Below are 14,282 nucleotides of genomic sequence, written 5' to 3'. Positions count from 1 at the left end.
CACATTGTTATCAATCAGCCTCCGTAACGATTGCTCTTGCACCCTTGAGTGGCTTCCTCAATTCAAATATCATCAGCATGATAAGCATATCGAGGTAGTCAGGGGAGTGATTAAGAGTTGCCTTCATCGTTTCCTTGGTGATAAGACTTTTCTTCCTCGTGTCCTTGTCTACATTGGCACGCTTCAATAACGCGAGTTCCTCTTTGATGCGCTCCTCCTGTTCCGGGGTGCAGATGATACGGAAGTCACGGTTATTGATAAGCTCGGCCAGTTTGAAGGCACACTGTGTCTTGATGTTATCATATTCATCAGACAAGGCCCGTGCCCCGCCATGAAACTCTTTGATACCCGTGAGATAGCTTTCAAGATATGCCCCTAGCCCATCGGAATCCACGATCACATTGCTACGTGAGACGCGATGATCTATCATAGCATTACGCAAATCCGTCTCGATCATCTTGCCTGGAGAATAGGTCTTATCGAGTATCATCGTGCATACATGCCCGACAGCCTTGCCGGTAACAAACCTGTCACGCCCCTTCATGGCAAGGTCAGCGGAGAGCTTCGGTAATCCGTTCGGCCTTACATGCTCATTGGTAAACACATCACAGATAGCATCGTAATCACACAAGGAAGACGGATCATCATCATACTCCCAATTACCAAAGTACAAACGTTGCTTCGTCACATTATCATTCGTATTTTGAAGCATCTCGATATATTCCTTGGTAGCGAACGGGTTGTCCTGAACAAGAGCCGGAATGAAGGCATAAGGGGTTTTAAGCTTCCCCTCTTTCCAAGGTTTATAGAACGTCTTGTATAACCAGTTCTTTTTAGGGTTACAGGTGATCAGTATCTTTGGAGGGATACCGTACACATCATTCAGGTGACGGCCTACACGTGTCTTTAGCACCTCAAAGGCAAGGTAATGAACCTCTCCGGCTTCCTCTATCCATCCACCGGTGAACTCCTTGGAACCCAGTCTTTCATACATCGGATCTTTCATCGGGTAATAGGTAAGATCAAGAAAGATGATCTCTGAACCGCTATCGAACTTGATCCCGTCAGATGTTAGTCGGTAGTCTTTGAAATTATAAGATGCCGCGACTTTAGCAAAGGTGATAGATACCGACTCGCGACTATCCTTTAGGTTATTACGACCAACGAACCAACGTGTGCCGGGGAGATTCTGAGCGCATTGCATAAGCCATTCACAGCCTAGCCATGACTTGCCCCCACCGCCGGCACCGCCATAAAGGATGAAGTAATTTTTATCATCCCGGAGCAGGTTGTACGCCTTACGTTGCTTTATGTTGATCTTATCACTCATTACTTTACATCCTCCGCCTCTTTGGTATAAGGCAGGAAGTTAAATCCTTTGAACTCTTTCCCTCCCGTGGTATGATCTAATTCCTGCTTATCAGCAAGCCCCAGCTTACGAGCAATGATGTTCGCATTGAACGCTCCCACGCATGCACCCTCAAACTGCTGTGTCTCGATTGTTTCCTCCACGCGTGCGATGACTATTAAAAAATCTTCATCATTTGTACTACTCTTACATCCCTCTTTAAAGTTCCTCCACCACATTGTCGAAGCACCTACATAAATGCAAAAGCCGGTAAGTGAATACGGCCTTGCTGTTGGTGTAATCTCCCTCTGCGTCTGTTCCTCGTTGACGATTCTCACCTTCTTTCCTTCCTTTCGTTTCACGGGAACCGTCTTCTGAATCGCCTTCTTTGTCGTCCACGGATTTTCGTCACACCATTGGAAGTATTCACATGCTGCCTCCCAAAGAAGCTCAGGCGTAGCGAATAGTTTGTCCCTTCCGTGCTTCGATCTTAATTTCCAAAATTGATTCCCACTAGGTGCCCCCATATCTTATTTCTTTTTAAAGTCTTCACTGATTATTTTCGGAACCGTGTTGTTCCAGTTAATTTTATGATGCAAACGTTGAGTTTCTGTGCTGTTTCCCATCATTCCAACCTTCACAGAGCTCGGCATCATCATAACCGTATAAAAGCTCTTTACGTACGTACCTTGGCTGATGTATATATCAGTCATTCCTCCCTTGTTTGATTGCGTCTGCTTTTGGTTAAGTGCTACATGAGGAATTTGTAAAAAGAGATAGCCGCGGCTACCAAGTGTCGTGTATGTGTTTACGTCCTCGTTTATACGCCCTACGAATTGAAACGGACGATCAGTAGAACAGATGAAAGAGTTCATCGCCTTACGTTTCATTTTCTCGCCACGAACAATATCATTTTCTTTTCCACCTACGAAATCACCGCGTTGAGCCATGGCCACTGTCGTGACCGGTGTCGATTCATAGAACCTAATCATAGCTTCAAAAATCCTGTCAAGCTGCTTTATTGCTCTTTGTCTCACAACTCCATCACGTCCATAGGTGAATGAGAACGTATCGTAATCATCATCCAGCTCAATGAAGTATTTATAACCAAGCTTCTTAGCTATCTCAAAGCAAGCGTTACGAGCATAGACAATGGCTCTACGATCCTCAAAATTATCCGCTTCATCAAACGTATGAGAAATAGCTTCTTTGTCGAACATAAAAACATTCTCAAACTTCTGCTTGTATTTCTCAGCTTGCTTGTCCTCGTTGTCAACCACATAGACAATGGGGCCTGTATAACCACATTTACGAAGCGTCTTATCCGTGATCACCGAACCAACACGACCATGCGTCAATATAAAAGCAACAAAATCACTCTTCATCGTCCGTATCCTCCAACATTACTTCGTATATATCATTTTTCAAACGCGTATATCCGTTCTCTATAGCTTTATCAAAGTCTATAATGACAAGGGCTGAACGTTCCATGAGCGCCTGTACCTCCTTTTGGGCGTGTGCGTAATATTCAGCTATCTCTCCATAGTCGAAAACAATATGACGTGAAGCAGCTATCATCAGGAAGTCTTTAGCTTCAGGAGATATGCTTGCAGCATTGATCTCACTTATTAGAGCATCATACTTACCCATATCAAAAAGAGATGATTCTAACGGACAGATTTTACTCTTTGGCTCATACACCGGAGCTTCGATCTTCTTCGTATAATTTGATTCCTCAATCTGTGAATCAATATCGAAATTCAAATCAACATCAAGCCCCCAGTCAAGAAGTGAGCCACTATCCCACTCCAAGAGCTTTTGCATGTCCCACTCACCGTTGTTCACATTATCGCGGATCATCAGTTCATGCTCGCGTTCTTCCGTTAGATTCTCAAGTAAGTAGGTCGGGACTTTCTTCAAACCAAGCTGCATGCTTGCCTCCAGGCGCTGGTTGCCGGCTATCACAACCAGCTCACCAGTACGATTTGATAATACGATCGGACGTGCCTCGAAATAATCAGGGTTCTTTGATATCGATTCTTTGAGCTTCTCTAACTGCTCGTTCGTTATTGTACGTGGGTTATTATCGTACTTTTTCAGATCGGAAATCTTTCTGTAAACTACACTCATTTCTTTTGCTTTTATTTTCACAAAATAAAGATACCGAATAATCCCCTAAAGGACTACCCGGTAGTAGTTTACTTGGTCGCATGACGTGCGACTAGAATTATTTATCCAAAAAATTATCGACTTAAGCATATACAAAGTCAAGAACTAATACAAATTTTATTAATCATATATTCTCAATTAATTTTATTTATAAAATTAATTATATACTATTTATTTATATATTTGTACCTCATTCATACATTCTTAATAACATCTATTTATTAATCCATAAGTCATAATAAATAGATTAATAGACACTTATAAAACAATAATTATTCATTGAAATAAAGACTAAATATTAATTAATTATTATTTTATTGTTATGAAAAAAAAGTTATTAATTTCTTATTTGATAGTTTCATGTACATTGATTCTATCCAACTCCTTTTTATCGAGTTGTGCAGATGATTTAAATCCTAGTGTTTCAAATATAGATACTAGCGGTGAAGCCACGACAAGAAGTGCATACGACAATTCTTTTGATTGGGAAAACAGTACAAAAGTTGATATGGTAAACGGCAGTGGGAATGTTGTCAAGAATGTCAATCTACCATGGCAACTTGGTGTTTCTAATATGGGAATTCCATCTGGTTGGATTGATGAGAATATAGAAGAAGAATATTCCCAAAGAATGTATACCAAACAAAAGAATTGGGAGTTGGTATATAGCAATATAAATGAAACAACTTCTTATAAATATATAGTTTTATATAACAAGATGACGGGTATCTTAAGATGTTTCTATTATATATTAAGCGATCCTTCAGGTACAGGAACAACTAATTCCATCTGGGGAATAGGAGTTAATAAACCAAGTGCACTCTTTAATTACACATCAAGCATAGCCGAGGACGCTAGCGTCAGAAAAGATTCTCCAATTCATATTTCCACTCCGGTCGGAGCAATTGCGAACAACAATTTTAGCACTGTCGGTTTCCAAAATCAAGTATGGTATGGTCTTGAAATAGAATGTGCGTATGACCCGCAAACAACTATCTCAAACGATTGCAATTTATATTTAATGGGAAGGGCCGTTGATAAAATAACTTATACTGGAACAGGAGAGTCTAAGGGTAACATTGAAGGGACAATAACAAGTACCGCTCCTGCTGGCGCAGGTTTAAGCGTGCAATTCAGTAACATGTTCAATACTAATAATTCAATATCTACGAACCAAAATTCAGTGGTTGGAGCTGTTGGAGATCAAATTGCAAATGGAGTAGCAGCAAAAAGTTCTTTCTATACCTCCTTGTGGGGCAACATAAAGTCAAATGCTGCTAAATGGGCTGTATCAGGATTAGAAGCAGGCGTAAAGCAAGGACTAAGTGCTATTGTCTCAAGTGGTGGTTCTGTCGTTGCTAGTGCCTTGGGTAGTTTATTTAGTTCCATGTCGGGTAGTACTAATACTATTAGTAAAGTAGACTTGAAAATGGTATTAAATTCAAAATATAAATTTGAAGGAGAGAAAATACTTCCTGGATGGACAGACTGCACTCTTCCTATTCCAGGAACTAAGTCAGAAACGCAGGCAAATAAGCCACTATATAACTCGGCTTTAGGAGTCTGGAATTTAATTAGCACTCCTCAAATTAACTTAAGCATTTTGCATTTACAAATGACAAAGAATGGAGCGATGATTATAGATGATGATGGTAAAACAGATGCATACTACAAAAGCGTTTCAGATCAGTCCATAATAATCTTAAATCCAATTATTAGCAATGATTTTTCTATTACTGATTTTAGTTGCAAGGTCGCAAGAGTGCTAGGAGAATGTAACGAACTACAAGCAACTGCTGAACCTGCTTTAATAGAGACTTTACCCTACTATGTTGGGTATAATATCACACAGACAACTCTATTAAATTATAACTATTCTAGATTCTATGCAGGAAAGAAAAAGGGTATTGTAGAAATAAAGTTCAACCTTGTAAGCAAGAAAGACAATAGCATTATATATTTATATAAAAAATATTTTAAAGCTGACATTAATTTAGCAAGCGAAAAAACAATGTATCAAGAAAAAAGAAAATAGACTTTAATAAGATATTATCCGTTATAAAAAAGCTAAAATTAGAAACAGGCTATGAGATAGATATTTTAATAAAGATAACATATAAAAGGTAGTAGCAAATTTGACTATCCAATATTTTGTATAAATGGAAAAAATGTGTGATATTGTTTATTCTACATTTTTCCATTTATTTTTTTGCCTTAAATGACTAAATTGTTTAAGACAATCCAAACAAATTGATTTTAAGCATAGTTCATAAATTATTCTCCTTTCAACTTTTTAACCATTGTATCGGCAATCTTAATTGATTCTCTACAGAGCCAATCATAAGACACGGATTCGCTTTTGGTTGCAAATCTATATTTAAATTCATCTAGCTGTGAGATACTCTGCATTGCTGCTTTAGCCAATTCGTAACGCCGTTGTTCCCAATCAGAATCAGTTATTTCATTGCGTATAAACTCTAGATCTTCTGGTAAAAATCTGTGTATACCTGATTTATACCCATCCTCTATCCAATTACCCGCCGCATCAACAAATGGTTCTGAGGGCTCTACATTATACTCTACGCCTTTATAAATAGCTTTTTTCATTTCTGATTATATTTGAATTATTAATACTATACCGTCATCCTCTGCCGGATAACACCAATATTCTTCTTCACAAGTCCGACTATCCGATCATGATATTCCGTACTCTTGTTGCAAACGCCACGGGACTGGACCACATCGAGCGTTTTTAGATTGATCTCTACTGTCTCGATGCGCTTCTCTCCAATACGTGCGGAAAGAATCAGGGCGTTTTCTCGCGCATAATATTTACCTCCATACACGCAATGATGCATCATCGCACCTTCCTCCAAAAACTCCTGAACACTGCTCAATACGGCAATATGTATTAAACCGTCACTAAATTCAAGATCAAAGAACTTGACCTTCGATTTCTTATATCCTTCTTCATACTTCGCCGCCTCTTTCCTTTGCTGCTCAATTTTCTTTTTTGCTTCAATCTGCCGCTCCTTCTCCATTATTCGATCATGGGCATCTTTCAAATTATCAGGGCACACATACTTAGCATTTCGTAAGTCCTTGCCAAGATGGGAAAGCATCGTAATGTAATCAACCCACATGGATGCGTCTTTGATTATGTAGTTGTTACGGATGCAGATCTTAACTGACGGCCAGCAATTAATATCGGCATGACCGTGCAAGTATTTCAGTAATGAATATTGCTTGGCTTTGATTAAAGTCTCAGCCATACTGTTTGAGAGTAAGAGTTTAAATAGGCCTAGTGGAGAAATACCATGAAAGTGTCCTTTGAATCCATTCCTCGTTAAGCTAGGAATGTATCGACGCACAGGATATATGTATTCCGCAAAAATGTCATACTTCATTTTGTTAGCCGGCTGATTTCTGATTTCCAACGGAGATCCCCAATCCCATAAGTCGATATAAAAGAAGCTCATCTTAGTGGAGCGATACATGAGCACCTCTTTCCCTTCCGGGGTAATCCAATTCTGTACAGCTTCATTAACCTCATAACTGGCCGGATAACCAACGCTGCACGTTTTCCGGGCTACATAATGCCTGAGTACTTGAAATCCTTTGAAGGTGATAATGATAGTATAGTATTGTTGAATATCATCTTTCCGTTTACGTCCGCTCTCTATTTTGAGTTGTTTTCCGCAATGGGGGCAAACAGCGCCTGTAAATTGCAATAATAACGGCCCCACGGTTGGTTTCCATGTATGACCACACTCAGTGCACCAGATACTCTTTTTTCGTAAGAAGCCTCTCTGTTCAAAACAATGTTCAACTGCCCAGGTTCTTTGCTTATCTGTAAGTGCAGGCAGCTTTGCACTCAGCCCTGCCACCTGCTTTTGAAGTTTTGTTTTCGGTTTCATAATATACGCTTTCCTAATGTTAACTTAATGACATGTTTATTCTGAGGTGCCCCCCAATCAATATTTCCGATACCTATCCCCATGCTTTCAATACTCCATGTCATGTGTTTTGCTTTATCTGAAAAGTATGGAACTCCGCGATAAAAGGTTACTGTCTTATGATTATAGAAAGTAATGCCACAAGAAATTATAGCGGCTACAAAACCAAGAGCACCCGTTTCATGGAGGATATTAAACAGGGTGGTTTTTTCTTCTTTGGTTAAGTGCTTGTCATTCTTACGGCATATCCGGCTAATCCAATATGGCGTTATATCCCGGTATTCTTCTTTCTTTATGCCGGATTCTATCATGTCATACCATTTACAGGATAGAGTTAGTTTTAATGTTGTTTCTGTTCCCATGATTGCATCTATCCAAATAAACTCATCTGTTCAACTTCCTTTGATTCATTCCTCTTAGCCGCCGGCTTCTTTTTGAGTAAAGCATGCTGTTCATCAATGAGCTTTTTCATTGCCGCTTCATGAGCTGCTTTCTTGTCTTCTTCCGTCAGCTCTACTGAATGATTCACCACGACATTACAGTTTACAGGCTTGATGTTTTTAATATCATCCTCATCGTAGTAATGAACGGCCATGCCGAAGATTTCTTCATCGCCGAACCCATTACAGCCGCTTTTCTGTACCTGCTGCAGAATGAAGTTACAGCATTCGTCGACGCTCTTGTTTTCCTTTGCATAGGATACGGCAAACAGTTCATCTTCCTTTGCCCGTTGTTCTAGGTAAGATTTGATAGTTTTCTTAAATGCATCACTTGTTTTCATGCGTTTTTTCTTCAAAAGTTAATAATATACGGTCGCACGTATAAATAGCGTGTAACTCCTTTCTAGTTCTCTCGAGATCATCCGTCTCTATAGGCTCGCTAATAACTATATAAGAATCATCATCAGCGATTAACTTTGCTTCTTTTATTATCATAATAAATAGCTTATTATCTGCATGGCCACAAAGAATACAATCATGCAGAAGATGAATTTTATAATTTGCTTCATACGTTTAGTGAATTTGAATTGGGTAGGAATCTAATATATGACAAGGTTCATTTAAGTTAATACACATCAATATTACGTTAATACGTTAACCAAACCTTTCATTGTATTAAACCATGTTATAAATAGGGCTATAATGCACCGAAGATTTGGTGAAAGCCAGAATTTGGATACCTTTGCAGTGTGTTTTTCATAGTATTAGATTTAAGGTTAACAAAGGTTGGAGTCAAGCGTGACTCCTTTTTTTATTTTATGCCTATTGAATTAGCAAGTAAATCATTCACAAATCTTATCGCTATTGTTTATAGGTTCCCATTCGGTAGTTACTTTTGCCCACTCTCGGAATGATTTATCAAACTCTTCCAAATCACTGAACATGTCCATCTTCGTCTTATTTGTTGTGATCATCATTGCAAACTCTTTAAAATATCTGTCTGCACTACGTACAAAGTCATTATGCCTCATTTTTAACTCACCAAGCAATAAGCCTCTCTTTAGCATTACCTCGGCTGCTTCATCGACTAAATTGTTTGCTTCGCAGTTCAATAGGTGAGCTGCTGATAATAACATGTTCATTCTGTCCAAGCTCCCATCCTCAATGGCGGCTTTTATTAATTGTTTCTTTGGTTTCATAATGTGATGAATAGATTATTTATCCTGAACACAACGCACAGTAAAGCCATAGGCATGGTAGCTGCTGTTAGCTGGATGCACGTTGCCATACGAATTGAAGCCCAAGTAGTATCCACCTGTGGAATTTGGTGATGCCGACCAATAGCAACCGTTGGTATCTACGTAAGCGAACGCATCCGTATTAAAGTACCGATAACCTCTCGCCGGCAGAAACAGCTCACCGAACAACATTCCCTTTTTCCCTGCCTCCCAGACGTGAGGTAAGTTCACTAGAGCTTCAAATTCTTCTTTCGTAGGCAAACGCCTGCCCAAATATTTAGCAGTCTCATTGGCCGCTTCGAATGTACAATACAAGTCATTGCCATTTTCATCTTTGAGATTTTCAGTATCCCAAAGAAGTCCGTTTAATTCTATCTGGCTCATAATTTGATTAAAATTAAATCAGCAATCCAATAGATTGCATAATAAAAAACCGCAATTGCTATTACAATTACGGCCATGGAAAATTTAAACTTCATTCTTATTCCTTATTTGAATAAATCCTCTCTTCTCTGTTTCTCTTAGTAGTGGAATATCTTCCTCACGTATTTCTGCCGGAGTTTCTCCATTGAGAGTTGTGTCGGCTGACAGATTGAATTTCTCTCTTATGCGCTGGATATTCCCCACATCTTTTGTTACCCAATAGATCGTTGTCTTCATCTCCCATTCACCTCCTTTCAAATCAATTATTGCCTTGTGTGTGATTAATCGAAGAGATTTAGCTGAAGCGCTTTTCCCGGCATGTTTTTCCTCTTCTTCGTACTAATTTCCTCAATAGGCGTTATAATTTCCGGCTTTACCGTTATTATTTCCTCATCCTGTGATTTATATTCCAACCGCCTGCTTTCCCATACCTGCCAAACCTTTGATTCTTCTCGGCCTATCTCTCGAACAGATGGCATACCAAATGCATTCAGACGTTCATTCACCTTCCAACCCCCATAATAACTATCGGGGTCCAAGCTATTGTGCCAGATAACCTCACCAACACACCCGTGTATGATGAAGTTACAAACCGTCATAAGGCAGCATGTTCTATCCATGTCCTCCCCACATAAGTAATTACCTAAATTGCGAACATGCCAAGAAAGCAACGTACGACCGGAACCACATGTGGGATCAGAAATTAGTTTGCCGACCACTTTCTCTCCCTCACCGTTAAAGTCCGCCATTAGATCGCAAATCTCGCATGGAGTGAAGAACTGTCCGCTCCCTTGTGTTCTCGACTTACCGGCAACACAAGTCATGTACAGATCACCAAAAGCATCGTACCAATCAGAAAGAGACGTTTCTTTATTCATGATCTTAATCCATTCCTGGAACATCTGCCAGAAAACAGCCGTTTGCTCTTTCTTGTACTTCCAGTTCTCCAAAGGCTTTGCATCAGGAGTGAAGTAATAGATTATATACATCAGAAGATCATCAAACACGCGACTTACATCTAATCCATTGGAATAACTAAACCCACTCATTATTTTCTCGAGCTCCCGTACCTGTACAGGTGATTCATCTGCTGCCATTTCAGATTAGTTGTTTGATAAAGAATGATGAAATCTGGTATATGATCACATAAAAAGCCACATAAACGGATGCGATGAACAGCGCACTAAGTAAGAACTTGCTTTTTTTCATCTCCTACTCCTCCCCGTCAATTCGATTACGTTAAACATTTCATTAATCCTATCGGCTATGTATGAGCCGTACTTCTTCTGCACCTCGATAAGACTCAGGTTCGTTGTCACATGGGTTAAGCACTCCTTGCGCAATTCATAGCGGGATTGAAAGACGTACTGCATCACATTGAGTTCCGTCCCGAAATACTTTGCCGGCAAAGGCTCTCTGCCCAGCTCATCGAAAGCAATCGTGCGGGGCCGGCCATTGTTGTACGTGTACAATTCGATGGCATCCTGTCCCTTCATTGCAAACTTGTTCACCACAGTAGAGGTCGATTCAATGCGGAAACCACCGATAGGATAATCCCCACGGTCAAGACCTTTGGAAAACTTGCTGTAATAGTTCATGATTTGAATGATGGTAGATTTGCCCGTGCCGATTGTACCCCACAGCCACAGGCCTTTCTCGTGGTCATACTTTGCAGAAGCGCCCTCAAGGTAACGATAGACTTCATTCATCAAAGCCTTGTTCCTTTCATCAATGCTAAATTGGGGGCAAATAAATTTGCAGCACTCAACAAACAGCCGGGGTCTTTCCTCGGACGTAAACGGCTCAGGCCGTGGTCGACCGTATGATAACATCTGTTCCAAGGTCATCATTCGCCTGTTTCTTGTTTCCATTCTTCGTTGATTTTTCTATTATCCAAAGATTAGCCCTACTATCCCAGCGTTGTATTTTCACGCCATTACCCGCTTTCCAGCCAAGACTTTCAAAGTGGTTAAAGAATATTTCAGCCTGCTGCTCCCACTCGGGAAGCTTACCGGCAAAATAGCCTTTAACCTCCTCGAGCGTAGGAGGTATAAATTCTTTTTTAGGGCGTTTGATTTTGGGAGGTTTAATTTCACTTTGCGCAAATAACTCGTTAGAGTTATTCTCTTGTTTTTGTTTCTGTTTATGTTTAGTATTTAAAGGGTTACCAATTTGATTACCGTTTTGGTTACTAAATTGGTTACTAGTTTGATTACTGTTTTGGTTACTCACAGAAACCAAAATATAAGCAGCCGCCCTTTCCCTTCTATTTCCTTCAATAAAATCAATCAGTCCTTTTTGCTTTAATCGGTTGCGCAAATCAGTTATCACTTTATTTGAATAACCTAATTCGGCTTGGATTAAACGTGTTGGCAAGTCAAAGGGGCAAAGCCAGTTCCTCATGTTGCATTCCTTTAGTAGAAAGAAATAAAAGTCTGCTTCATGTGCTGTCATCGGCTTATATCTTCTGATTGACCAAAACTGATTAATTAATTCTATATAGTTCATCTTAGATAGGAATTAACTTCATTCATAAATTCTTCCAAAGAACGGCAGACAACATACTTGTTATTCGCCCTTTCAGCAGACCGCTGCCATATCCTTTGTTCATCACTCTGTACTCCTTTTAAAGTTTTCATCTCAATGCACAAGGATGCGTAGCCCTTTTTCGGAACCAACAATATTAAGTCTGCCACACCACGAATGCAACCTTCGTACTTCATCTGTGCTCCTGTCCTACTGTCACGCTTACCACCGTTAGGAACGGCAAACAGTAAGCGTGACAAAGAAGGATATTGAGCCCTGAACCACGTGATACATCCGTGCTGTATCTGACTTTCACTCTCTGGTCTCATTTCTGCGTAGTCTGGTTATACCAACTTTCAAGCTCCGCCAAATGCTTAATCAGTGAGCCGAACAAAACAATACTGATACCTTCGCCACTCACATTCGGATTCACTATTCTGATTCTCCCCTTTTCGTCCTCTACAATAGTAAAGGAGACAAGCGATTTCTTATCTGTATTTTCACTACTCATAATTTTGTTTTAAATAAATCCATTGTCATTTGAATAATATCCTCCTGCACCTGATCATCCGTACCCGTAACACCGTTTGCGATATCCTTCTTTGTCTGAATGACCTTGTACATGTATTCATCAATCGTATCTTTCCCTAGGAAGTAATAGCAGTTCACGCTATTTTTCTGTCCGTTACGGTGTGCCCTATCCTCCGCCTGCTCACAATCCGAGAATGTCCACGGAAACTCAACGAATGCCACACGAGAGCTGGCCGTTAGCGTAAGCCCCGTACCACCTGATTTGTAGTTCAGAATAATAAGCTTGCAATTAGGATCTTCCTGAAAGGCATCAACAGCATGCTGCTTCTGAACTTGGCTATCATCACCGGTAACAGTCACCGCATCCGGAAACATCTTCTTCAGCTCCATCACAACCTCTTTCAGGTAGGCAAACACGATCAGTTTTTCACCTCCATCAATAACATCATGAATAAAATCGGCAGCCGCCTTGATCTTCCCACGTGCCGATATCGCTTTAAGAATCCCCATCTTAACCATCACCTCACCACGCACTGCCCTGGCAATCTTTTCATCATCCGCATTCTTGTAATTACGCAGATAACTGATTAGATCGGACTCGGCCTTTTGGTATTCATTCCGGGTAGTGATATCAAGCGTCAGGTACTGCCGTGTCTTATCAGGCAACTGAGTGAGTACCTTGCTTTTCTCCCTTCGAAAGAAACATGTATGCCACAACCGCCAATTGAGTTCCTTTAAGTTGCTTGACCTCTTCGGACCATCACAATACTTTTCAAAGAAGTATTTATACCCTCCAAAGTCCTCTAACCGATCCATGATCTTAAGTTGCTGTATAAGATCGGTATTGTCATTCACAACCGGCGTGCCGGTAAGCAAACACACATACTCCTTACCTTTAGCGATACCCTCAACAAACTTTGCCTGTTGCGTCTTCGTTGATTTACATTTGTGTGATTCATCAATGATGATCGATTTGAACAAGTCAATACGTGGATCAAAATCTATCGCCTTCATTGTGAAGCGGCTCTGTTCCTTAATGCCACGAACAAAGAATTTTTTCAGTGATTCATAATTCACAATGAAGATATCACAGCACTTCGTTTCATAGAAGCGTTGCCATGATGCCTTACTCCTATCATCAAGTATAAGGGCATTCTTTCCGGCAAACTTATGAAACTCACGTTGCCAGTTTATCTTCAACGATGCCGGACAAACAACAAGGCACGGATACGCTTGTGATATCGTAACCGTGCCTATTGCCTGAAGTGTCTTCCCTAAACCGGGCTGATCTCCGAATATGCATCGCTTATGCTGCAATGCGTAAGCGATCCCCTCTTTCTGATAATCATACGGCTCTAGTTTCAAGCCATGAGGAACACTCAGCTTCGGCATATCAGGAAGTGAATAGTCTTTATCGATCTCTTTCTGTTCCCTGTATTGCAATCGTGAGCATAATCCCCGATTTACGGCCCATTGAGAAAACTTGTTCACATAATCATAATCACCAATGCTAACCCTCCAGTACTTTTCATCATGCACCCACTCCCTCGACGGTATCCGCTTAACACACTCATTCAACAACGGGTGAAACACAAACTGAATCTTATAGCAATCCGGCGTGCGTGTAATAAGTAAAGGTGCTGCCATATAA

Annotated in this window: 18 protein-coding genes; 1 reads left to right on the top strand and 17 read right to left on the bottom strand. The window is 40.3% G+C overall.

Going from position 1 to position 14,282, the window contains the following annotated elements; all coding sequences use genetic code 11:
• Nucleotides 1-10 precede the first annotated feature (10 nt).
• From BQ5338_RS07120 to BQ5338_RS07105, 4 genes are read right to left on the bottom strand one after another with little or no spacing between them, the layout of a single operon-like run.
• On the bottom strand, nucleotides 11-1,330 hold the full coding sequence (locus tag BQ5338_RS07120) for a phage terminase large subunit (RefSeq protein WP_071146144.1): 1,320 nt from the start codon (nucleotides 1,328-1,330) through the stop codon (nucleotides 11-13).
• Nucleotides 1,330-1,875 carry a DNA-packaging protein gene (locus BQ5338_RS07115; RefSeq protein ID WP_071146143.1) on the bottom strand — a complete coding sequence of 182 codons (546 nt, stop codon included), beginning with the start codon at nucleotides 1,873-1,875 and terminating at the stop codon, nucleotides 1,330-1,332. Before BQ5338_RS07115 ends, BQ5338_RS07120 begins: the two co-directional genes overlap by 1 nt.
• A 3-nt stretch (nucleotides 1,876-1,878) precedes the next feature.
• Nucleotides 1,879-2,733, bottom strand: a complete 855-nt coding sequence (locus BQ5338_RS07110; protein WP_071146142.1) for a GREB1-related protein — start codon at nucleotides 2,731-2,733, stop codon at nucleotides 1,879-1,881.
• The gene (locus tag BQ5338_RS07105) at nucleotides 2,723-3,478 is read right to left on the bottom strand and encodes a ParB N-terminal domain-containing protein (RefSeq protein WP_071146141.1); all 756 of its coding nucleotides are present in this window, start codon (nucleotides 3,476-3,478) and stop codon (nucleotides 2,723-2,725) included. Before BQ5338_RS07105 ends, BQ5338_RS07110 begins: the two co-directional genes overlap by 11 nt.
• 361 nt (nucleotides 3,479-3,839) lie before the next feature.
• On the opposite strand from BQ5338_RS07105, the gene BQ5338_RS07100 reads away from it, so the two are divergent.
• Nucleotides 3,840-5,552 carry a hypothetical protein gene (locus BQ5338_RS07100; protein WP_071146140.1) on the top strand — a complete coding sequence of 571 codons (1,713 nt, stop codon included), beginning with the start codon at nucleotides 3,840-3,842 and terminating at the stop codon, nucleotides 5,550-5,552.
• Between the two features lie 239 nt (nucleotides 5,553-5,791).
• Here BQ5338_RS07100 and BQ5338_RS07095 read toward each other — a convergent pair whose 3' ends face one another.
• The 13 genes from BQ5338_RS07095 to BQ5338_RS07035 form a co-directional block, all read right to left on the bottom strand.
• Nucleotides 5,792-6,124, bottom strand: a complete 333-nt coding sequence (locus tag BQ5338_RS07095) for a hypothetical protein (RefSeq protein ID WP_071146139.1) — start codon at nucleotides 6,122-6,124, stop codon at nucleotides 5,792-5,794.
• A 26-nt stretch (nucleotides 6,125-6,150) separates the two neighbouring features.
• Nucleotides 6,151-7,434, bottom strand: coding sequence for a PcfJ domain-containing protein (locus BQ5338_RS07090; protein WP_071146138.1), 1,284 nt, complete (start codon nucleotides 7,432-7,434; stop codon nucleotides 6,151-6,153).
• On the bottom strand, nucleotides 7,431-7,835 hold the full coding sequence (locus BQ5338_RS07085) for a hypothetical protein (protein ID WP_071146137.1): 405 nt from the start codon (nucleotides 7,833-7,835) through the stop codon (nucleotides 7,431-7,433). The genes BQ5338_RS07090 and BQ5338_RS07085 overlap by 4 nt, the downstream gene beginning before the upstream one ends.
• An 8-nt stretch (nucleotides 7,836-7,843) precedes the next feature.
• A complete protein-coding gene (locus BQ5338_RS07080) occupies nucleotides 7,844-8,254 on the bottom strand; it encodes a PcfK-like family protein (RefSeq protein ID WP_071146136.1) in 411 nt (136 codons plus the stop codon).
• 501 nt (nucleotides 8,255-8,755) lie between these two features.
• Nucleotides 8,756-9,112: a hypothetical protein gene (locus BQ5338_RS07075; RefSeq protein ID WP_071146135.1), complete on the bottom strand. Its 357-nt coding sequence runs from the start codon at nucleotides 9,110-9,112 to the stop codon at nucleotides 8,756-8,758.
• A gap of 15 nt (nucleotides 9,113-9,127) precedes the next feature.
• Entirely contained in the window at nucleotides 9,128-9,535 is a 408-nt protein-coding gene (locus BQ5338_RS07070; protein WP_071146134.1) for a fibrobacter succinogenes major paralogous domain-containing protein, read from the bottom strand.
• Between the two features lie 84 nt (nucleotides 9,536-9,619).
• Nucleotides 9,620-9,811: a hypothetical protein gene (locus BQ5338_RS07065; protein ID WP_071146824.1), complete on the bottom strand. Its 192-nt coding sequence runs from the start codon at nucleotides 9,809-9,811 to the stop codon at nucleotides 9,620-9,622.
• 44 nt (nucleotides 9,812-9,855) lie between these two features.
• The gene (locus BQ5338_RS07060) at nucleotides 9,856-10,671 is read right to left on the bottom strand and encodes an N-6 DNA methylase (protein ID WP_071146133.1); all 816 of its coding nucleotides are present in this window, start codon (nucleotides 10,669-10,671) and stop codon (nucleotides 9,856-9,858) included.
• A 108-nt stretch (nucleotides 10,672-10,779) separates the two neighbouring features.
• Nucleotides 10,780-11,172 (bottom strand): hypothetical protein, encoded by a 393-nt coding sequence (locus tag BQ5338_RS07055; RefSeq protein ID WP_235816390.1) that lies wholly within the window; start codon nucleotides 11,170-11,172, stop codon nucleotides 10,780-10,782.
• A gap of 205 nt (nucleotides 11,173-11,377) precedes the next feature.
• Nucleotides 11,378-12,082 carry a DEAD/DEAH box helicase family protein gene (locus BQ5338_RS07050; protein ID WP_071146131.1) on the bottom strand — a complete coding sequence of 235 codons (705 nt, stop codon included), beginning with the start codon at nucleotides 12,080-12,082 and terminating at the stop codon, nucleotides 11,378-11,380.
• Nucleotides 12,079-12,429 carry a VRR-NUC domain-containing protein gene (locus tag BQ5338_RS07045; RefSeq protein ID WP_071146130.1) on the bottom strand — a complete coding sequence of 117 codons (351 nt, stop codon included), beginning with the start codon at nucleotides 12,427-12,429 and terminating at the stop codon, nucleotides 12,079-12,081. Before BQ5338_RS07045 ends, BQ5338_RS07050 begins: the two co-directional genes overlap by 4 nt.
• Nucleotides 12,426-12,611 carry a hypothetical protein gene (locus BQ5338_RS07040; RefSeq protein WP_071146129.1) on the bottom strand — a complete coding sequence of 62 codons (186 nt, stop codon included), beginning with the start codon at nucleotides 12,609-12,611 and terminating at the stop codon, nucleotides 12,426-12,428. The genes BQ5338_RS07045 and BQ5338_RS07040 overlap by 4 nt, the downstream gene beginning before the upstream one ends.
• Nucleotides 12,608-14,278: a DEAD/DEAH box helicase gene (locus BQ5338_RS07035; protein WP_071146128.1), complete on the bottom strand. Its 1,671-nt coding sequence runs from the start codon at nucleotides 14,276-14,278 to the stop codon at nucleotides 12,608-12,610. Before BQ5338_RS07035 ends, BQ5338_RS07040 begins: the two co-directional genes overlap by 4 nt.
• Nucleotides 14,279-14,282: the final 4 nt, after the last annotated feature.

Origin of the sequence: Bacteroides ihuae (assembly GCF_900104585.1) — a bacterium.
GTDB lineage: Bacteria > Bacteroidota > Bacteroidia > Bacteroidales > Bacteroidaceae > Bacteroides > Bacteroides ihuae.
The sequence above is the reverse complement of the archived record's forward strand: the minus strand, read 5'-3'. Positions and strand labels throughout refer to the sequence as shown.